This is a genomic window from Taklimakanibacter lacteus, from assembly GCA_003576695.1.
GTDB classification, from domain to species: Bacteria; Pseudomonadota; Alphaproteobacteria; order Rhizobiales; family Aestuariivirgaceae; genus Taklimakanibacter; species Taklimakanibacter lacteus.
In genome coordinates this window covers 306,888-325,771 of sequence record QOZQ01000006.1, presented here as the reverse complement: position 1 = coordinate 325,771, position 18,884 = coordinate 306,888, and the positions used below count along the sequence as shown (strand labels likewise).

Below are 18,884 nucleotides of genomic sequence, written 5' to 3'. Positions count from 1 at the left end.
CCGGAGATTCCCGATGCTCAAGCTGTTCGGCCTCAAGAAATGCACCACCTGCCAGAAGGCCATGGACTATCTCGACAAGAAGAAGAAGGCCTATGACTTCAGCGACGTGAAGGAAGACAAATTGTCGAAGGACCAGGTGGCGAAGTGGTCGAAGGCGCTGGGCGGCTGGGAGAAGCTGATCAACCGCGCCGGCTATACATGGCGCGGCCTGCCGGCTGCCGAGACGGAGAACCTCACCGAGGCCAAGGCCGTGTCGCTCGCGGTGAAAAATCCCTCGCTCATCCGCCGGCCGCTCATCGAGCACAAGGATGGGTCGGTGACAGTGGGATTTTCGGACAAGGTGAAGGGATTCATCGGTTAACCCAATCCCGTCATCCCGGCGAAAGCCGGGACCCCTTAAATTCTCACCAACCGGGCAGCGTCGCCCGCTCGCGCTTATTCAGGAGGTCCCGGCTTTCGCCGGGATGACGGAATTATCCGCGGACCAGCGGGCGCGTCATGCAGGTCGGGCCGCCTTCGCCCTTGCGGCAGATCTCGTCGGCCTTGATGACCTCGACCTTGACTCCCTGCGTCTTCATGCGGCGCTCGGTCTCGGGGTTGCCCGCCACCATCATGGCGTGGCGGGGGCCGATGGCCAGGACATTGCAGCCCATGGAGTCGAATTCCTCATCCGGCACCTCGACGAAGCCGATACCGCGGCTTTCGAGGAACTGGACGAGCCTGACCGGCATCAGCGGCAAATAGACGACCGCCAGGTCCTTATCGAGCGGGCTCAGGACCGACATCAGATGGAACACGTCGCTCCTGCCCTTGTAATGCGGCAGGTCGAATTCGATTATCTCGACATCGGGGCCGGCAAGCCTGCGCAATTGCGCGATGCCTTCGCGGTTGGTGCGATAGCCGATGCCGGCGAGCAGCGTGTGGCGATCGATCCAGACGAGATCGCCGCCCTCGACCGAGCCGGGCGCCGCAATCTCGCCGGCGATCGGGAAGCCCAGCTTTTCGAGATGCGCGCCATTGACCTGCGCCTCGCGGCGGCGCTGCGGCTTGCCCATATGCGGCCGGACCAGGCCATTGGGCGTCACGATCAGCGCGTCATGGGTATAGAGCGAATCGAGCGTCAGCCCGTCGCCATCGGGCAAAGGGATGACCTCGGCGCCGGCGACTTTCAGAATCGCCTCGACACGCGCGAATTCCCGGTTGGACTCGGCGAGATCGGGCCGCGAATGGTAGTTGAGCGGCCGCCATTCGGCATCGAGCCGCGCGTCGCTCTTGAAGGCGACCGAGGGCGGACGCACCGCCACCCGCCTGAGCGATCCCCAATTGTTGAAACTGCCGAAGTCGAAGCTCATTTGCGCCTGATCCTGAAAATATGGCGGCCTTCCTTCGTCTCATGCGAGACGAGCTCATGGCCCTGCTCGGTACAGAAGTGCGGAACGTCTATGACGGAAGCGGGGTCGGTGGCAATGAGCTTCAGCATCTCGCCGGATTTGAGGCCCTCCAGGCGCTTGCGGGCCTTCAGCACCGGCAGCGGGCATAAAAGCCCCCGGGCATCGAGTTCATGTTCGGTCATGGCCGCGCACTATAGCGGGGCTATCCGCGACCTGCTATGCGACGGGCCGATAGGAGATTTTCATGCCCCTTCTGACCAAGCTCGCCACGACCGGACGCGTCGAGGCGCTGCTCAAGAATGAAGACCGCAAGACCGGTCTCGAGAAATCACCCACCGACGCGCTGACCTTGCGCTTCGACGGGATCGCAGGCGATTGCCATAGCGGGCTGACGCGGCCCGCCGATGTGCGCACCATAAGGCAATATCCGCGCAACACGCCGATCCGCAATGTGCGCCAGCTTACTTTGCTCTCGGTCGAGGAGCTGGCCGACATAGCCGCGATCATGGAGATTCCGAGCGTCAAGCCCGAATGGGTCGGCGCCAATATGGTGACGTCCGGCATTGCCGACCTCACGCTGCTGCCGCCCTCCTCGCGGGTGCAGTTCCCCTCCGGCGCCACCATCGTGGTCGACATGGAGAACGAGCCCTGCCGCTATCCGGCCGAGATCATCGAAAAGCACAATCCGGATCAGAAGGTCGGCTTCGTGAAGGCCGCCAAGCACAAGCGCGGCATCACCGCCTGGGTCGAGCGCGAAGGCGATGTGCGCGTCGGCGATGCCATCACCATCTGGATCCCGCCGCAGCGCCTTTATGGCGGCGCCCCCGCGTGAACCCCGCCCGCGATATCGCCGGCTGCATCCTGGCCGGCGGGCAATCGCGCCGCATGGGCGAAGACAAAGCGCGATTCATTCTTGACGGATCGAGACTGCTCGACCGCGCCATCGAAAGGCTCAGGCCCCAGGCCGCTTCGCTCATCATCAATGTGCATGAGGATAGAGGCGACCTCGGTCGCTATGGCCTGCCGGTCGTAACGGACCCCGAAGGCGATCATCTGGGTCCGCTCGCCGGCATTCTCGCTGCGCTGCGCTGGGCGGCGCGGAACAATGTCGCCTGGATCACAACGGCTGCCGTCGACACGCCGTTCTTCCCGCGCGATCTGGTGGCGAAGCTCGCCGATGCGGCGGCCGGGAAAGACATGGCCGTGGCACGGTCCGGCGAGAGGCTGCATCCGGTTTTCGGCCTGTGGAAAGCGACGCTTGCGCCGCAGCTTGCAGAGTTCATCGAGAGCAGCCCACGTTCGGTCCATCACTGGGCGCTCGGCCATGATGCCGGCGTCGCCGAATGGCCGGTCCAGCCCTATGATCCCTTCTTCAACATCAATGGGCCAGCGGATGTGAGCACCGCGCTCGAGATCCAGGCGGAGTTCCGGCCATGATGCAAAAGGTCATCGGTGTCGCCGGCTTCAAGAATGCCGGCAAGACCACGCTGGTCGAGAAGCTGGTGCGCGAGCTGACGGGGCGCGGCTATCGCATCGCCACCGTCAAGCATGCGCATCATTCCTTCGACATCGATCATGAAGGGCGCGACAGCTTCCGCCACCGGCAGGCCGGCGCCAGCGAGGTCGCGGTGATATCGGGCCAGCGCTGGGCCATCATCCATGAATTGCGCGGCGAGGCGGAGCCGTCCTTCGCAACGATCCTCGGCATGCTCGATCCTTGCGATCTCGTGATCGTCGAGGGCTACAAGCACGGAACGCATGAGAAGATCGAGGTGCGCAATCTAAGCCTCGATCACCCGAAGCTCGCGGGCGAGGATCCGACCATCGTGGCGATCGCCGCCAATGGCGCAATCGCCGATGCGCCGGTGCCGGTCTTCGACCGCGATCACGTCGGAGCGCTCACGGATTTCATCATCAGGCATATGGAGCTTGCCAGGACATGACGCCGGACGACGTGCTCGATTTCTGGTTCAGCGCCGGCGAAGACCGCTGGTTCACCAAGGATGCTGCTTTCGACGGACAATTGTCGGTGCGCTTCAAGCAGGCGCTGGCGCAAGCGCGCGAGGGTGCCTTCGACCACTGGGCGAAGACGCCGAAAGGTGCCCTGGCGCTCGTCATCCTGCTCGACCAGTTCTCACGCAATATCCATCGCGGCTCGCCGCTCGCTTTCGCCGCCGACAAGAAGGCGCTGGCGCTCGCCAAAGAGGCCATCGCGCGCGGCGATCATCTGCAGTTCCCGGCGCCACAGGCGAGATGGTTCCTGATGCCCTACGAACATGCCGAGGATCTCGATGCTCAGCAGCGCTGTGTCGCCCTGTTCACGGCGCGCGACCCGGGCGACATGGTCCATTGGGCCAAGCTCCATCTCGACATCATCGCCCGCTTCGGGCGCTTCCCGCACCGCAATGTCATATTGGGGCGGAAATCGAGCCCGGAGGAACTGGCTTTCCTCGCGGCGGGCGGCTTCAAGGGGTGATCCGGCGCCCTGCGCGGTATTGCCAATCCGGCGCTAAGCGGACTAGGTTGGCTTTGCGTTCAAAACAGGAGAGGAAGTCGGTGCTGCATCAGCACTTCCATCACCGAACTCGTGGACCTGTCTTCGCCCCGCGCTTGATCTCGCGGGGCTGACAGAGGAACGCATCGCCGTCTCATCGTCAGCCTTTCCGGGCACAGCTGGTTGTGCCGCCCTGACTCAATGAGACCGCAATGTCCCTTATCTCCGTCAAAGACCTTTCCCTGACCCGCAGCGAGTTCCTTTTCAGAGGACTCAATTTCTCTGTCGCCAAGGGCGACCGCCTCGGCCTCGTCGCGGCCAATGGGCGAGGCAAATCCTCGCTCCTGCGCATCGTGGCGGGCGAGGAAGACGCCACGACAGGCGCCGTAACCCATATGCGCGGTCTGGTCGTCGCCTTCGCATCGCAGGATGTGCCCGAAAACCTGCTGTCGCTCAGCTTCCATGACGCGGTGCGCGACGCGCTTTCCCCTGAGATCGCCGAAACGGAGAGCTGGCGGGTTGATGTCCTGCTCGATGATCTCCAGGTGGACAAGGCCATAAGAGGCCGCGCTATTCGCAGCCTGTCCGGCGGCTGGCAGCGCACCATGCTTCTGGCGCGGGCCGCCGTGACCGAACCCGATCTCCTTCTCCTGGACGAGCCGACCAACCATCTCGACATTGGCCGGATCGGCGTGCTGGAGCGGTTTCTCATGGCCCTGCCGCGCGACTGCGCGGTGATCGCGGCGAGCCATGATCGCGCCTTTCTCGATGATGTGACCAACCGCACCCTGTTCCTGCGCCCGCAGGAAAGTGAAGATTACGCGCTTCCCTATTCCCGCGCTCTCCAGGCCTTGGGAGAGCGCGATATGGCGCGGGACCGCCAGTATGAGAACGACATGCGCAAGGTCCGGGATCTGCGCAAGCAGGCGGCCAAGCTCAAGAATATCGGCATCAATTCCGGCTCCGACCTTTTGGTCGTAAAGACCAGGCAGCTTTCCGAAAGGGCCGACAGGCTGGAAGAGCGGGCGCGGCCGGCGCATCAGGAACGCTCGGCCGGGACGATCCGCCTGACCAACAGCGGCACCCATGCCAAGGCGCTGGTGACCATCAACGATACGGCGATCACGACGCCGGACGGGCGGCTTCTGTTCCGCACCGGGAAGCTCTGGATCGAGAAAGGGGATCGGATCGCCTTGCTCGGGGCCAACGGGACGGGCAAGACCCGACTGGTCGAAAGACTGCGCGCGGCTCTTGCCGGGGAGGATGCGCATATAAGGGGTGCTGCGAGCCTGAGACTCGGCAATTCCGATCAGGCGCTGGCGCAACTCGACAGGTTTCCGACACCCTGGGACGCGGTAAAGCGGTCCAGCAGCCTGAGCGACCATCAGGCGAGGGCGCGGCTCGCCGGGGCGGGGATCGGCATCGACGCGCAGGTGACGCCCGTCGCACGGCTTTCCGGCGGCCAGCGGGCGCGGCTCGCGATGCTGCTGCTTAAGCTGTGCGAGCCGAATTTCTACCTGCTGGATGAGCCGACGAACCATCTCGATATCGAGGGCCAGGACATGCTGGAAAGCGAGCTGATCGAGCACGGCGCCGCCTGCCTTCTGGTCAGCCACGACCGGGCATTCGTCCGCGCCGTGGCGACACGCGTCTGGGTGATTTCGGCCAGGAAGCTGGCCGAGATCGACGATCCGGGGCCGATCTTTGCGCAACTGCTTGCGGGGTGAGTTTGTCGGAATCGGCTCGCCTCTGGTCGTTCCATCTCACGACCGTTGAAACGGGCTCACTAATGTGCCCCAATCGGATCGAAGGACTTATCAGGAGCATCCATGTCGGCGTTCCCCGAAAAGGCGAAGGTTGTCATCATCGGGCTGGGCGGCATCGTCGGGGCCTCCGTCGCCCATCATCTGATCGAGCGCGGCTGGGACGACATTGTCGGCATCGACAAATCGGGCGTGCCCACCGATATCGGCTCGACAGCGCATGCCTCCGACTTCTGCTACACCACGAGCCACGACTATCTTTCGGTGTGGACGACGCAGTACTCGATCGACTTCTATGAGAAGATGGGCCACTACGCCCGGATCGGCGGCCTCGAAGTGGCGCGCAAGGGCCACGACATCTGGATGGAGGAGATCAAGCGCAAGCTCTCCTCGGCCAAGGCCTTCGGCACAGCTGCGCATTATGTCTCGCCTGCCGAAATCAAGAAGCTGTTCCCGCTGATCGAGGAAGACCAGGTGATGGGGGGCATGTTCGATCCCGATGCCGGCCTCGTCATTCCGCGCTCGCAGACGGTGGCCGGCAAGCTCATCGATGCGGCTGAGAAATCCGGCAAGCTCAAGGTTTTCGGCCATACGCCGGCGACCTCGCTCGTCGTCGAGAAGGGCCGCATCAAGGGCGTCGCCACCCATCGCGGCACCATCATGGCCGACCATGTCGTGGTCTGCGCCGGCATCTGGGGCCGGCTGATCGCCGCCATGGCCGGCGAGGACCTGCCGGTGATGCCGGTCGATCATCCGCTGTCCTTCTTCGGCCCGTTCAACCAGTTCGAAGGCACGGGCAAGGAGATCGGCTATCCGCTGCTGCGCGACCAGGGCAACTCCGCCTATATGCGCGACACCGGCGATCCCAAGACCGCCGAAGGCGGCCAGATCGAATGGGGCTATTACGAGACGACCCATCCGCGCCTCTGCCATCCGCGCGACATCCTGGAAAAGCACGAGGCGCGCCTGTCGCCCTCGCAGCGCGATCTCGACATGGAGCAGATCATCGAGCCGCTCGAGCGCGCCATGGAGCTCACCCCGATCCTCGGCGAGCTCGGCTATAATGAAAGCCATTCCTTCAACGGGCTCCTGCAGGTGTCGGCCGCCGGCGGCCCATCCTGCGGCGAGAGCCAGAAGGTGCGCGGCCTGTGGTACTGCGTCGCCATCTGGGTGAAGGACGGCCCCGGCTATGGCAAGCTGATCGCCGACTGGATGACCGACGGGCGCACCGAAATCGACCACGCTTCGATCGACTATGCCCGTTTCTATCCGCACCAGCTCGAGGAAAAGTTCATCGAGGGCCGCACCTTCGAGGCCGCCCAGAAGATCTACTACCCGGCGGTGCATACGCGCGAGCCCTATGCGACGGGCCGCAACATCAAGCGTTCGCCCTTCTACGAGCGCGAGAAGGAGCTGGGCGGCTATTTCATGGAGCTCGGCGGCTGGGAGCGCGCGCATGGCTATGCCGCCAACGAGCACCTCCTGAAGAAATACGACAACCGCGTGCCGGAGCGTCCGAACGAATGGGACAGCCGCCATTTCTGGCGTGTCTCCAACGCCGAGCATCTGGCGATGAGCGAGGATTGCGGCATCGTCAATCTCTCGCATTTCCACATGGTTGACATCGAGGGGCCGGACCATGTCGAGCTGCTGGAATGGCTGTGCGCCGCCAGGATCGGCGGCGATGCGAATATCGGCAAGGGCATCTATACCCACTTCCTCGATGACGAAGGCATGGTGCGCGCCGACTTCACCGTCTTCCGCATGGCGGACCGCTGCCGCCTGGTGAACGGCGCCGATGCGGGCCCGCGCGATTTCCACTATATGCGCCGCGTCGCCGAGGACCGCGGCCTCGACGTCACGATCACGGACACTTCGGAAAAATATGTCACCATCGGCATCTGGGGCCCGAATGCGCGCGCCACGCTGAAGAAGGCCGTCGCCGATCCCGCCGGCCTCGATCACGAGAACTTCCCCTTCGCCGCGATCAAGCAGATCGAGATCGCGGATAAGAAGGTCACCGCCTTCCGCATCTCCTATGTCGGCGAGCAGGGCTGGGAGCTGCATATGAGATATGAGGACGGCCTCGCCGTGTGGGACGCGCTGCGCGCGACCGGCGTGATGGCCTTCGGGGTCGAGACCTATGCCAATTCGCGCCGGATGGAAAAGAGCCTGCGCCTGCAGAATGCCGATCTCCTCACCCAATACAATCTCATCGAGGCCGACCTTGCGCGCCCGAAGGTCAAGGAAGCGGACTTCCGCGGCAAGGCGAAGCATCTGGAATACAGAGCGCGCGCGCACCAGCCGGCCATGCTGTGCACGCTGGTGATGACGGAGAACACCGACAAAAAGGGGGTGAAGCGCTATCCGGTCGGTACCCTGCCGGTCATGGATCCGGACACCGGCAAAGTGTTGGTGGACGAGCTCGGCCGCCGTTCCTATACGACCTCCATCGCCTTCGGCCCCACCATCGGCAAGAACATCGCGCTCGCCTATCTGCCCTGGGCCTATTGCCAGGAAGGAAGAAAGCTCCATGTCGAGTATTTCGCCGAGACCTATCCGGTCGAGGTGGCAAGTGTCGGCTACAAGCCGCTCTATGATCCGGAAAACCTGAAGCCCCGGAGCTGAGCTCCATTCGCACGGCTCAGGGTGCGACCGTCCGCAGGAAGGAGGCGATCGCCAGAGCGCTGGTCCCCAGATAGACGGCGGCGTTGCAGAACCGCGCAAGGCGGGCAAAGGCGGAGTTGTGCAGGCGCTTTCCGACCAACCGGGCGATCAGCATCACGCAGGTCAGATCATAGGCGACGCTGAGCGAGATATAGAGGGCGGCGAGAATGCCGAACTGGAGCACCGGCCTGTCACTCTGGACGGCGAAGGGCATGAAGAAGGCGGAATAGAAAAGCATCGCCGTGGGGCTGCTGACGGTGACGGCAAATCCATCAAGAAGGGGGCGGGCCGAGAGGTTTGTCGTCTCAGCCAGCGCCGGCCCGCCCGCGTGGCGCAGCGCCGCCACCGCAAGCCAGGCGAGATAGCCGGCACTCGCCAGCGAGACCCAGGGAAAGATGTCGCCGAGAACCCGGCTCGACAGAAGCAGGGACAGCCCCAGCAGGCCGAGCACCGTCGTTTCGCCGAGCCCGATGCCGAGAACCGTGCGCAACCCGACCGGGCGGCCGCCATTCAACGTATTGCCGATGACGATGGCCGTGACGGTGCATGGCGCGGCGAGGTAGATCGCCGTCGCGACCAGAAAGGCGCCAAGGACCTGCCAATCCATGCTGAAATCTCCGCGCCGGGTTGAGACGGTTCAATTTGGATGGGCGTTGCATACAGGACGGTCCGCCGCCTGCCTGTGCGATTTCTCACTCCTGGTAAAATTGCGGTTTGGTGGGATTTGGGCCTGCGAGCCCAATCGTCATCCGAGCAAAAGCCGCTATCGGATTCACACATCGTATCCGGATTGCAGCCGCCCCTCGCCCCGCTTCAGCGGGGAGAGGGGAACTACAACTTGCGCAGCCAGACGCTGTGGATGATGTGGTCGGCGCCCTTGCGCAAAATGAGATCGGCGCGCTGGCGCGTCGGCACGACATTCTCGCGCAAGTTTACGAGATTGATCGTCTCCCAGATGCGATTGGCGGTGGCACGCGCTTCCTTGTCGGTGAGCGAGGCGTAGCGGTGGAAATAGGATTTGGGATCGCGGAAGGCGGTGTCGCGCAGCGAGAAGAACCGCGTCACATACCAGTCACGCAGCACGTCCTCGGCGGCATCGAGATAGATCGAGAAATCGAAGAAGTCGGAAATGAAGGGAATGATCTTGCCGTCGCGCGGCGGACGGCCGGTCTGCAGCACATTCAGGCCTTCGACGATGAGAATATCGGGGCGGTCGACGGTGATGCGCTTGTCCGGCATCACATTGTAGGTCAGATGCGAATAGACGGGCGCCGTCACCTTGCGCTTGCCGGCCTTGATGTCGGACAGGAAGCGCAGCATCGCCGGCAGGTCGTAGCTTTCCGGAAAGCCCTTGCGGTTCATGATGCCTTCGCGCTCGAGGATCTCGTTGGGCAGCAGGAAGCCGTCGGTGGTGACGAGGTCGACCTTGGGATGGTTCGGCCAGCGCGCCAGCAGGCGCTGCAATATGCGCGCCGTGGTGCTCTTGCCGGCGGCGACGCTGCCCGCCATGCCGATGATGTAAGGCACCTTGGTGCCGCCCTCGGCATGCAGGAACTTGCCGGTGGCGCGGAACAGTTCCTGGGTGGCGGCGACATAGAGATTGAGCAGACGCGATAGCGGCAGATAGATCGCCACGACTTCGGCGAGGTCGATGCGGTCATTAAGGCCGCGCAATTCATCGATATCGGCCTGGTCGAGAGTCATCGGCGTATCGGCGCGCAACTTCGCCCAGGCATTGCGCTCGAAATGGCGGTAGGGCGAGATCTCGTCGCGCAGCGAATCCATGCCTATACCTGCTTGCGGCCCGCCTTCTCGGCGATGCCTGATGTGCCGACCCGCTTCTCGAGCTCTCCCATCACCTCGGAAAGCGGCAGGCCCGACACTTCGAGCAGCACGATCAGGTGATAGAACAGATCGGCGGCTTCGAGCTTGAGATGATTGCGGTCGCCCTTGACGGCGGCAAGGGCGGCCTCGATCGCCTCCTCGCCCACCTTCTTGGCGCATTTCTCGATGCCCTGGGACAGGAGCTTCGCGGTATAGGAGATTTCCGGCGACGCCCCCTTGCGGGCGGTCACCGTGTCGGCGAGCTCGGCCAGAACCTCAAGCCGGTGGCGTGTGCTATCTGTCATGTTCCTGCCCCTCTCGCGCTTTTACCATTCAGGCCAGCCGCATGGGAATTCCCCGTTCGGCCATGTGGTTTTTCGCCTGGGAAATGGTGAATTGACCAAAATGGAAGATCGAGGCGGCGAGCACGGCGCTGGCATGGCCGTCCCTGACCCCCTCGACCAGATGATCGAGCGTGCCGACCCCGCCTGAGGCGATGACCGGGACACGGACCTTGTCGGTGATGGCGCGCATCAGGGCGATGTCGAAGCCCGTGCCGGTGCCGTCGCGGTCCATGGAGGTGACCAGCAATTCGCCGGCCCCCAACGCCACGACCTCCCCGGCAAAGGCAATGGCATCGATGCCGGTCGGCTCGCGGCCGCCATGGGTGAAGATCTGCCACTGGCCCTCCGCCACCTGCTTGGCGTCGATGGCGACGACGATGCACTGGCTGCCGAATTTCTCCGCCCCCTGGCGCACGAAGTCGCGATTCTTCACCGCCGCGGTGTTGATCGACACCTTGTCGGCGCCGGCGAGCAGCAGCTTGCGGATATCATCCGTCGTGCGCACGCCGCCGCCCACGGTGAGAGGCATGAAGCAGGCTTCCGCCGTGCGGCGCACCACGTCGAAGATGATGCCGCGGTTCTCATGCGTCGCGGTGATGTCGAGGAAGCACAATTCATCGGCGCCGGCCTTGTCATAGGCCTTGGCGATCTCGACCGGATCGCCGGCATCGCGCAAATTGACGAAGTTGACGCCCTTGACGACGCGCCCATCCTTCACATCGAGGCAGGGAATGATGCGCGCCTTCAGCATCACGCTGCCTCGGCAATGAGCTTGAGCGCGGCGCGCGCATCGAGACGCCCGTCATAGAGGGCGCGGCCCGATATGGCGCCCTCGAGAATGGCGCAATCGGGCTCGAGCAGCCTTTCGATGTCGGCCAGCGACGCAAGGCCGCCTGATGCGATCACCGGAATATCCACCGAGCGCGCGAGCGCCAGGGTGGCGTCGATATTGAGGCCCTTCAGCACGCCGTCGCGATCGACATCGGTGAAGATGATGGCGGCGACGCCGGCATCGGCGAAACGCCGCGCCAGATCGATCGCGGTGAGCTGCGATGTCTCGGCCCAGCCCTCGACCGCCACCTTGCCGCCCTTGGCATCGATGCCGACGGCGATGCGGCCAGGGAATTTGCGGCAGGCTTCCTTCACCAGCTCGGGGTTGCGCAAGGCGACGGTGCCCAGGATCACGCGGCGGATGCCGCGCCCGAGCCAGGTCTCGATCCCGCTTATGTCGCGGATGCCGCCGCCCAACTGCACCGGGATGGTGATCGCGGCGAGGATCGCCTCGACGGCCGATGTATTCACCGGCTTGCCGGCAAAGGCGCCGTCGAGATCGACGAGGTGCAGCCAGCGGAAACCCTGGGCCTCGAAATCCCGGGCCTGGGCGGCGGGGTCGTCATTGAAGACCGTCGCCTGCGCCATGTCGCCGAGCTTCAACCGCACGCACTGGCCGCCCTTGAGATCGATGGCCGGGAACAGGATCATGGCCGCCATTCCAGGAAATTGGCGATGAGGGCGAGGCCCAAGGCCTGGCTCTTCTCGGGGTGGAACTGGCTGCCGGCAATGTTGTCGCGCGCGACAAAGGCCGTGACCTTGCCGCCATAATCGGCGGTGGCGATGAGCAGCGCCTCATCCTTCAGCGCCATGTGATAGGAATGGACGAAATAGGCATGCAGGCCATCGGCGCCGAGCGCAATGCCGTCAAACAGCCTGTGGGGCTTCGCCAGATCAAGCGTGTTCCAGCCCATATGGGGGATCTTGAGCGTGCTGTCGGCGGGCTCGATGACCTTCACATCGCCGTCGATCCAGCCGAAGCCTTTGGTTTCGACATGCTCGAGGCCGCGCGCGGCCATCAATTGCATGCCGACGCAGATGCCGAAGAGCGGCTTGCCGCGCCGGGCCTCGTCTTCCAGCGTCTGCCACATGCCGGGCACGGCCTTGAGGCCGTCATGGCAATCGCGAAAGGCGCCGACCCCCGGCAGGACGATGCGCTCGGCCTGGCGCACCTTGTCGGGATCGGACGTCACGAGGATTTGTGTATCTGATCCACGCGCTGCGCGCTCGAAGGCTTTCGCCGCCGAATGGAGATTGCCGGAGCCGTAATCGATGATGGCGACACTCGTCATGACCGGCCAAATCCGGGAAAAAGGATATCGGGACCCTCGGCCTTCCAATTGTGCGACGTGCCATATGCCGGCAGCGCGGGCGGCGGCTCCACTTCCGGCGCCGGCAGGCCGATCTCGGTGAAGAAGCGATATTCCGCTTCCTCGAGATCATCGCCCTGGACGAGACCCTTCTCGCTGAAGCCACGCCGCTGATAGCTCCAGCGCAGCAGATCCTTGCCCTCGAAGCCGAGAACGAGATTGATCAGCAGGCTGAAGACCATGCGCATCGCCTCGCCGAAGCCCAGCGCCTCGGCGATCGACCAGATGAGGAACTGGGCGGCCACCGCGATGACGAGCACGATCCACATGCCCTTGATCGCGAGCCAGGGCAGCGGGAAGAGCAGCGCCCACCAGCTGAAGCCTTCGCGCAGGAAGACCACGTCATCGGCGCTGCCGCCTTCCTTGCTATAGGCTGCCCACCAGGCCATTACTTGTTGAGCGATCCTTTGGTCGAGGGAATGCGGTCCTTCTGGCGCGGATCGATCTCGATCGCCTCGCGCAAGGCCCGCGCCAGCGCCTTGAAGCAGCTCTCGGCAATGTGATGGCTGTTGTCGCCATAGAGCGTTTCGACATGCAGCGTGACACCGGCATTCATGGCGAAGGCCTGGAACCATTCGCGCACCAGCTCGGTGTCGAACTCGCCGATCCTGGGGCCTGAGAACGCGACCTTCCAGATGAGGAAAGGCCGGCCCGAGACATCGATGGCCGCACGGGTCAGCGCCTCGTCCATCGGCAGATGGAGGCTGGCATAGCGCCTGATACCCTTGCGGTCGCCCAGGGCCCTGGCCACCGCCTGGCCGAGCGCAATGCCTGAATCCTCGGTCGTGTGGTGGAAATCGATATGGAGATCGCCCTTGGCCCTGACCTTGATGTCGATGAGCGAATGCCGGGCCAGCTGCTCCAGCATATGGTCGAGGAAGCCGACCCCGGTCTTGACGTCGTAGGCGCCCTTGCCGTCGAGATCGACGGTGACGGCGATCTCGGTCTCGGTGGTCTTTCGTTCGATGCTGGCCTTGCGCATGGCCTTTAACCCCATGTTGCGGCGGTCTCTTAGCAGGTGCAATAGAGGGGTGCCACCCTTTACCTGTCGCCAAGTTAACCGGCAGGTCAATTTCAGAGGCTTTTCTTGGCCGCCGTCAGAGCCTACATGACGGCCTGCCGGGAAGTCCCGGCCCAGTTGGCGATTGAAGGAATTCCATGAGCAACCCCCAGCAGTGGCACGGCACGACCATCCTTTCCCTCCGCAAGGGCAACAAGGTGGTGATCGCCGGCGATGGCCAGGTTTCCATCGGCCAGACCGTGATCAAGTCCAATGCCCGCAAGGTGCGCCCGCTGGCCGGCGGAGCGGTCATTTCGGGCTTTGCCGGGGCCACCGCCGATGCCATGACCCTGTTCGAGCGGCTCGAGGCCAAGCTCGAGCAATATCCGCTCCAGCTCACCCGCGCCTGCGTCGAGCTCGCCAAGGACTGGCGCACCGACCGCTATCTGAGACGGCTCGAGGCCATGATGATCGTGGCCGACAAGCAGGTGAGTCTGGTGCTCACCGGCACGGGCGACGTGCTCGAGCCCGAGCGCAGCCTGATCGGCATCGGCTCGGGCGGCAATTACGCCCTCGCCGCGGCGCGCGCTTTGATCGACATGGACATGGAGGCGGAAGCCATCGCCCGCAAGGCGATGGGGATCGCCGCCGAGATTTGCGTCTACACCAACAACAATGTGATCGTCGAAAGTCTCGAATGCTGACGCGCGCCGATCTCGATGAGGCCGTGAAGAGCGGCATCATCACCGAGCAGCAATCGCTTGCGCTCGCAAGCCTGCCAGAGAAGCGGCGGCAGGCCCGGCATGTCCACGCGCTGGGCGACGAGCGCTTCGTGTTCATGAAGAACTTCAACGAGTTCTTCATCGCGCTGGGCGTCGTGCTACTTGCCGCCGGAATCATGTTTGCCACGCCGATGTTCGTTGCCTTGGCGGAGACCCTTCTCGGCCCGGTCGTGCCGTATCTGGGAAGGAACGCGGCGATGGGCATCTATTTCGCAACACTTACGCTCTTTTTCATCGTCGTAATGTGGGCACTCGCCGAATATCTGACCCGCAAGCTCAAGCTCACCTTGCCGAGCATTGTCCTTGCTCTCTTCATCGTCCCGGGACTGGCATATTATATTCATAGCCTCATCATGGCCGTGAGTTATGAGCGTGCATGGACTGGCTTTCCGCAAAGTCTGCTGATTCCAGGCATCGCAGGAGGCCTTGCCGCGGTTCTCTTCTATCTCCGCTTCCGGCTGCCTTTCGCCCTCCTTCTTCTCGCCGGCAGTTGTGTGGTGACCCTCGTTGCCGGCTATGCCCGACTTTTTGGCTACGTCTCCGATGCAGCCACCTATGGTCTGTTCCTGTTCGCGGGGCTCGCTACGCTGGCAGCGGCGCAGCGGTACGATATGTCCGATCGTGAGCGTATCACCCGGCGCTCCGATTGCGGTTTCTGGCTGACTCTGATTGCCGCTCCCCTGATCGTTCATCCCATCGCGGGCATGATTTCTTCGGGCGCTGATATGACGGCACAAACAAGCTTCCTGACCATCGCCGTCGTCGTGCTCTTTGCGCTGGCTGCCCTGATCATTGATCGGCGCGCACTCCTGGTTTCTTCGCTCGCTTATCTTGGCGGCGCCATGCTTTTTACTTTCACCGAGCTCGGAGGCGAGCAAAATGCCCGATGGATCACACTCCTGCTCCTCGGCACGAGCGTCATCCTGCTCGGCGTCGGATGGCATCGGGCGCGGCGTGCCGTGATGCAATTCGTGCCCTCTCCGATCGCCCAGCATTTGCCTGTTGTCAGAACCTGATTTGAGTAATCCATGACCGACTTTTCTCCCCGCGAAATCGTTTCCGAGCTCGACCGCCATATCGTTGGCCAGAAGGACGCCAAGCGCGCGGTCGCCATCGCGCTGCGCAACCGCTGGCGGCGCAAGCAGCTGGAAGGTCCGTTGCGCGAAGAGGTGATGCCCAAGAACATCCTGATGATCGGGCCGACCGGCGTCGGCAAGACCGAGATTGCGCGCCGCCTCGCCAAGCTCGCCAATGCGCCCTTCATCAAGGTCGAGGCGACGAAATTCACCGAGGTCGGCTATGTCGGGCGCGATGTCGAGCAGATGATCCGCGACCTCCTGGAAGCGGCGATCGGCATGGTGAAGACGGCGCGGCGCAAGGATGTGGAGGCGCAGGCCCATATCAATGCCGAGAACCGCGTGCTCGATGCCCTGGTCGGCGTCAATTCATCGGAAGCGACGCGCGACAGCTTCCGCAAGAAATTGCGCACCGGCGAGCTCGATACCAAGGAGATCGAGGTCCAGGTCATGGACTCGCCCAGCGTGCCGAGCTTCGATATCCCCGGCATGCCTGGCGGCTCGGCCAGCGTGATCAATCTCTCCGACATGCTGGGCAAGGCCTTCGGCCATCGCCTCAAGCCCAAGCGCATGTCGGTGAAAGCGAGCCATGAGGTGCTGCTGGCGGAAGAGAGCGACAAGCTGCTCGACCAGGACCAGATCACCCAGGAAGCGATCAATGTCACCGAGAACAACGGCATCGTGTTCCTCGACGAGGTCGACAAGATCTGCGCCCGCTCGGAGCGCCAGGGCGCCGATGTGAGCCGCGAGGGCGTGCAGCGCGACCTCCTGCCGCTCATCGAGGGCACCACCGTCTCGACCAAATACGGGCCGGTCAAGACCGACCACATATTGTTCATCGCATCGGGCGCCTTCCATATCGCCAAGCCGTCCGACCTCCTGCCCGAATTGCAGGGCCGCCTGCCGATCAGGGTCGAGCTCAGGGCGCTGACCCGCGATGATTTCCGCCGCATCCTCACCGAGCCGGAAGCAAGCCTCATCAAGCAATACAAGGCGCTGCTCCAGACCGAAGGCGTCACGCTCGATTTCAGCGATGACGGCATCGACGCGCTGGCCGATATCGCCGCCGAGATCAATTCGGCGATCGAGAACATCGGCGCCAGGCGCCTGCAAACGGTAATGGAGCGCGTGCTCGACGATGTGAGCTTCTCGGCGACCGACCGCTCGGGCGAGACGGTCATGGTCGACAAGGCCTTCGTCGAGAAGAATCTCGGCGACCTGGCGCGCAATACCGATCTGTCGAAGTTTATTCTCTGATCCCCTCACCCCCACAGGGGGAGAGAGGATTACCGCTTCTTCTGTTTCTTCCGATTCAGGACGGCGAGCAACTCACCGAGCTCTTTCGCATCGAGGCCGGAAATGTCGTCGGCCAGGCGATTGGCGAGCTCGGTCGCCTGCGGCTCGAGGCCCGACGTGTCGATGACGACGCGCGGATGCGAGATGCGGGCGAGGCGCACGACATCTTCCGCCTCGTCCCAGATGATGTTGAAATAGCTGATGATGCGCTGGAGCAGATGCCAGCCGGGGCGGCCGCGCTTGCCATGCTCGAGTGCCGAGAGATAGGCGCTCGACACACCGATCTCGGCGGCCATCTCCTTGAGTGTGACACCGCGCTCGGCGCGCATCTTGCGCATGCGCTCGCCGAAAGGCGTCATCCGGCCCGCCTCTCGCGCTTGCGCAGTTTCACATAGAAGGCGCCACCGCCGCCATGACGCGGATGGGCCGGCTGGAAGCCCGCAATATGGGCGCGGAACGCGCTTTCGTGAAACCATTCGGGCGCCAGCTGGCGCAAGCGGCCCTGGCGCTCGGGCGCGTGATAGTGACCCTTGCCATGCAGCGTGTGGCGGCTGAAAGGCGAGGCGCCCTTGCCGGTGATCACCAGCACCAGGCGCAGGCCTTCGGCGCGGGACGAGGTTAGGAAATTCAACAGCCTTTCGCGCGAGCGCTCGATGCCGGTGCCATGCAGATCGATGCGCGCCTCGATCTCGACATCGCCGCGGGTCATGCGCCTCTCGCTGCGGCGGTCGAGGCCGGTGATCGGCGGCGGGTCGTGACGAATGACGGGAGGCCGGACGATGGGCTTGCCCGGCGCCGGCGCCTTTGCCGCGGGCGGCGGCGCTTCCGCTTTTGCCGGCGGCTTCCTCCTCGCCTTGCTCTTATGGAGCGGCTTGACGGTCCGGGCGACATCCTCCCACAGAGCGAAATCGGTCGGGAGCTTGCGGGTCATTGTCGCTTGAGCAGACGCTTCGCCAATGGCTTGGGCAGGAGCACGATCATGCGGCCGGGGCTCTTCATATGGCCGGCGGTCAGGGCCGCTTCCTCGCCCGCGCCCCAGAAGACATCGCCCCGCGCATGGCCCTTGATGGCGGTGCCGGTGTCCTGCGCCACCATCAGGCTGCGGAACGGCACAAGCGTGCCGCTCTTGCCTTTCGGCGCCTCGGTATCGAGCCAGATCGGCGTGCCGAACATCCACAACGAACGGTCGATGGCAAGCGAGTGGAGCGGCGTCAGCGCAACCTTCTGGGCGCCGGGCGGACCGAGTGCCGGATCATCGACCGTCACCTCGCGAAAGAACACGAAGGACTTGTTCTCCCACATGAGCGCCCGGCCGTCCCTGGGGTTCTTGTGCATCCAGGCGCGGATCGCCTGCATCGACATGTCGTCGCGGGTGAGAATGCCGCGCTCGACCAGGACGCCGCCAATGCCGGTATAGGGCTGGCCGGTCTTGCCGGCATAGGCCAGCCTGATCACCCGGCCGTCGGGCAGGCGTACCCGGCCCGAGCCCTGGACCTGGATGAAGAAGGCATCGGCCCAATCCTTGAGCCAGACCAGCTCGAGGCCCCGGCCCTCGAGCGCGCCATCCTCGATCTCGCGGCGGGTGAAATAGGCCTGGGCCTTGCCGTCGACGACGCGGCCATAGGCAAGGCCCAGACGCCTCGCGGTCTTCGCATCGAAGGCGACGAGATCGGCAGGCTTGGCGTAAAGCGGCACCTTGTAGCCACCGCCGGGTTTCAGGCTGCCCTCGGCCTCGGGCTCGTAATAGCCGGTGAACAAACCATCGGGCCGCGCCGGATCGCGCACGATCAGGGGTGTGAAGGCGGCTTCGAAGAATGCACGGGGATCCTCGGCGGATTTCAGGCGCTCGCAAATGGCCAGCCAGTCGCGGCGAGTGCCGCCGAAGACGACCTTGCGGGCGAAAGCGTGGCCCGTGTCCTCGATCTCGGCGCAGGAGCGGCGGAAGGTGGCGAGTGCCGCGTGATGGTCGGCGCCATTCCAGCCGGCAATATCCACGAAAGCCGTCGGTTCGAGAATCGGGCGGGCTTGAGCGCTCATGAAAGATGA

Annotated in this window: 23 protein-coding genes; 10 read left to right on the top strand and 13 right to left on the bottom strand. The window is 63.8% G+C overall.

Annotation, left to right across the window (positions count from 1 at the left end):
- Nucleotides 1–13: 13 nt before the first annotated feature.
- Nucleotides 14–361, top strand: coding sequence for a Spx/MgsR family RNA polymerase-binding regulatory protein (locus DT068_RS14525; RefSeq protein ID WP_119390556.1), 348 nt, complete (start codon nt 14–16; stop codon nt 359–361).
- A 112-nt stretch (nt 362–473) separates the two neighbouring features.
- On the opposite strand, the gene DT068_RS14520 is transcribed toward DT068_RS14525, so the two are convergent.
- Both DT068_RS14520 and DT068_RS14515 read right to left on the bottom strand, forming a co-directional pair.
- Complete coding sequence (locus DT068_RS14520) at nt 474–1,352, bottom strand: dimethylarginine dimethylaminohydrolase family protein (protein ID WP_119390555.1); 879 nt, start codon at nt 1,350–1,352, stop codon at nt 474–476.
- Nucleotides 1,349–1,573 carry a sulfurtransferase TusA family protein gene (locus DT068_RS14515; RefSeq protein ID WP_119390554.1) on the bottom strand — a complete coding sequence of 75 codons (225 nt, stop codon included), beginning with the start codon at nt 1,571–1,573 and terminating at the stop codon, nt 1,349–1,351. Before DT068_RS14515 ends, DT068_RS14520 begins: the two co-directional genes overlap by 4 nt.
- Nucleotides 1,574–1,635: 62 nt before the next feature.
- Between DT068_RS14515 and DT068_RS14510 the strand changes: the two genes are divergently transcribed.
- From DT068_RS14510 to DT068_RS14485, 6 genes are all read left to right on the top strand, one after another.
- Nucleotides 1,636–2,223, top strand: coding sequence for an MOSC domain-containing protein (locus DT068_RS14510; RefSeq protein WP_119390553.1), 588 nt, complete (start codon nt 1,636–1,638; stop codon nt 2,221–2,223).
- Nucleotides 2,220–2,828 (top strand): molybdenum cofactor guanylyltransferase MobA, encoded by a 609-nt coding sequence (gene mobA / locus DT068_RS14505; RefSeq protein WP_119390552.1) that lies wholly within the window; start codon nt 2,220–2,222, stop codon nt 2,826–2,828. The genes DT068_RS14510 and mobA overlap by 4 nt, the downstream gene beginning before the upstream one ends.
- Entirely contained in the window at nt 2,825–3,334 is a 510-nt protein-coding gene (gene mobB / locus DT068_RS14500) for a molybdopterin-guanine dinucleotide biosynthesis protein B (protein WP_119390551.1), read from the top strand. Before mobA ends, mobB begins: the two co-directional genes overlap by 4 nt.
- Nucleotides 3,331–3,867 (top strand): DUF924 family protein, encoded by a 537-nt coding sequence (locus DT068_RS14495; protein WP_119390550.1) that lies wholly within the window; start codon nt 3,331–3,333, stop codon nt 3,865–3,867. The genes mobB and DT068_RS14495 overlap by 4 nt, the downstream gene beginning before the upstream one ends.
- A gap of 230 nt (nt 3,868–4,097) precedes the next feature.
- Nucleotides 4,098–5,612, top strand: a complete 1,515-nt coding sequence (locus DT068_RS14490) for an ABC-F family ATP-binding cassette domain-containing protein (protein ID WP_119390549.1) — start codon at nt 4,098–4,100, stop codon at nt 5,610–5,612.
- 102 nt (nt 5,613–5,714) lie between these two features.
- On the top strand, nt 5,715–8,276 hold the full coding sequence (locus DT068_RS14485; protein ID WP_119390548.1) for a GcvT family protein: 2,562 nt from the start codon (nt 5,715–5,717) through the stop codon (nt 8,274–8,276).
- 16 nt (nt 8,277–8,292) lie between these two features.
- Here the strand turns inward: DT068_RS14485 and DT068_RS14480 are convergent, their stop codons facing one another.
- The 8 genes from DT068_RS14480 to hisB all read right to left on the bottom strand — a co-directional run bounded on the left by DT068_RS14480 (nt 8,293) and on the right by hisB (nt 13,666).
- Nucleotides 8,293–8,922 (bottom strand): LysE family translocator, encoded by a 630-nt coding sequence (locus DT068_RS14480; RefSeq protein WP_119390547.1) that lies wholly within the window; start codon nt 8,920–8,922, stop codon nt 8,293–8,295.
- A gap of 224 nt (nt 8,923–9,146) precedes the next feature.
- A complete protein-coding gene (coaA, locus tag DT068_RS14475) occupies nt 9,147–10,100 on the bottom strand; it encodes a type I pantothenate kinase (RefSeq protein ID WP_119390546.1) in 954 nt (317 codons plus the stop codon).
- 2 nt (nt 10,101–10,102) lie between these two features.
- Nucleotides 10,103–10,444, bottom strand: a complete 342-nt coding sequence (locus DT068_RS14470; protein ID WP_119390545.1) for a phosphoribosyl-ATP diphosphatase — start codon at nt 10,442–10,444, stop codon at nt 10,103–10,105.
- Nucleotides 10,445–10,472: 28 nt separating this feature from the next.
- Complete coding sequence (gene hisF, locus DT068_RS14465) at nt 10,473–11,234, bottom strand: imidazole glycerol phosphate synthase subunit HisF (protein WP_119390544.1); 762 nt, start codon at nt 11,232–11,234, stop codon at nt 10,473–10,475.
- Nucleotides 11,234–11,974 carry a 1-(5-phosphoribosyl)-5-[(5-phosphoribosylamino)methylideneamino]imidazole-4-carboxamide isomerase gene (hisA, locus tag DT068_RS14460; protein WP_368904729.1) on the bottom strand — a complete coding sequence of 247 codons (741 nt, stop codon included), beginning with the start codon at nt 11,972–11,974 and terminating at the stop codon, nt 11,234–11,236. The genes hisF and hisA overlap by 1 nt, the downstream gene beginning before the upstream one ends.
- Complete coding sequence (gene hisH / locus DT068_RS14455) at nt 11,962–12,606, bottom strand: imidazole glycerol phosphate synthase subunit HisH (protein ID WP_119390543.1); 645 nt, start codon at nt 12,604–12,606, stop codon at nt 11,962–11,964. The genes hisA and hisH overlap by 13 nt, the downstream gene beginning before the upstream one ends.
- Nucleotides 12,603–13,073 carry a DUF2628 domain-containing protein gene (locus DT068_RS14450; RefSeq protein ID WP_119390542.1) on the bottom strand — a complete coding sequence of 157 codons (471 nt, stop codon included), beginning with the start codon at nt 13,071–13,073 and terminating at the stop codon, nt 12,603–12,605. Before DT068_RS14450 ends, hisH begins: the two co-directional genes overlap by 4 nt.
- Nucleotides 13,073–13,666, bottom strand: a complete 594-nt coding sequence (gene hisB, locus DT068_RS14445) for an imidazoleglycerol-phosphate dehydratase HisB (protein WP_119390541.1) — start codon at nt 13,664–13,666, stop codon at nt 13,073–13,075. Before hisB ends, DT068_RS14450 begins: the two co-directional genes overlap by 1 nt.
- Nucleotides 13,667–13,842: 176 nt before the next feature.
- Here hisB and hslV point away from each other — a divergent pair, with 176 nt between their 5' ends.
- From hslV to hslU, 3 genes are read left to right on the top strand one after another with little or no spacing between them, the layout of a single operon-like run.
- Complete coding sequence (gene hslV, locus DT068_RS14440) at nt 13,843–14,388, top strand: ATP-dependent protease subunit HslV (protein WP_119390540.1); 546 nt, start codon at nt 13,843–13,845, stop codon at nt 14,386–14,388.
- A complete protein-coding gene (locus DT068_RS14435; RefSeq protein WP_119390539.1) occupies nt 14,382–15,482 on the top strand; it encodes a hypothetical protein in 1,101 nt (366 codons plus the stop codon). The genes hslV and DT068_RS14435 overlap by 7 nt, the downstream gene beginning before the upstream one ends.
- Nucleotides 15,483–15,494: 12 nt before the next feature.
- The gene (hslU, locus tag DT068_RS14430) at nt 15,495–16,799 is read left to right on the top strand and encodes an ATP-dependent protease ATPase subunit HslU (protein ID WP_119390538.1); all 1,305 of its coding nucleotides are present in this window, start codon (nt 15,495–15,497) and stop codon (nt 16,797–16,799) included.
- A 29-nt stretch (nt 16,800–16,828) separates the two neighbouring features.
- Here hslU and DT068_RS14425 read toward each other — a convergent pair whose 3' ends face one another.
- The 3 genes from DT068_RS14425 to mltA are packed head-to-tail and all read right to left on the bottom strand — an operon-like array spanning nt 16,829 to nt 18,875.
- Nucleotides 16,829–17,197, bottom strand: a complete 369-nt coding sequence (locus DT068_RS14425) for a helix-turn-helix domain-containing protein (RefSeq protein ID WP_119390537.1) — start codon at nt 17,195–17,197, stop codon at nt 16,829–16,831.
- Nucleotides 17,194–17,769 (bottom strand): Smr/MutS family protein, encoded by a 576-nt coding sequence (locus DT068_RS14420; protein ID WP_119390536.1) that lies wholly within the window; start codon nt 17,767–17,769, stop codon nt 17,194–17,196. Before DT068_RS14420 ends, DT068_RS14425 begins: the two co-directional genes overlap by 4 nt.
- Nucleotides 17,766–18,875 carry a murein transglycosylase A gene (gene mltA / locus DT068_RS14415; RefSeq protein ID WP_162914198.1) on the bottom strand — a complete coding sequence of 370 codons (1,110 nt, stop codon included), beginning with the start codon at nt 18,873–18,875 and terminating at the stop codon, nt 17,766–17,768. The genes DT068_RS14420 and mltA overlap by 4 nt, the downstream gene beginning before the upstream one ends.
- Nucleotides 18,876–18,884 lie beyond the last annotated feature (9 nt).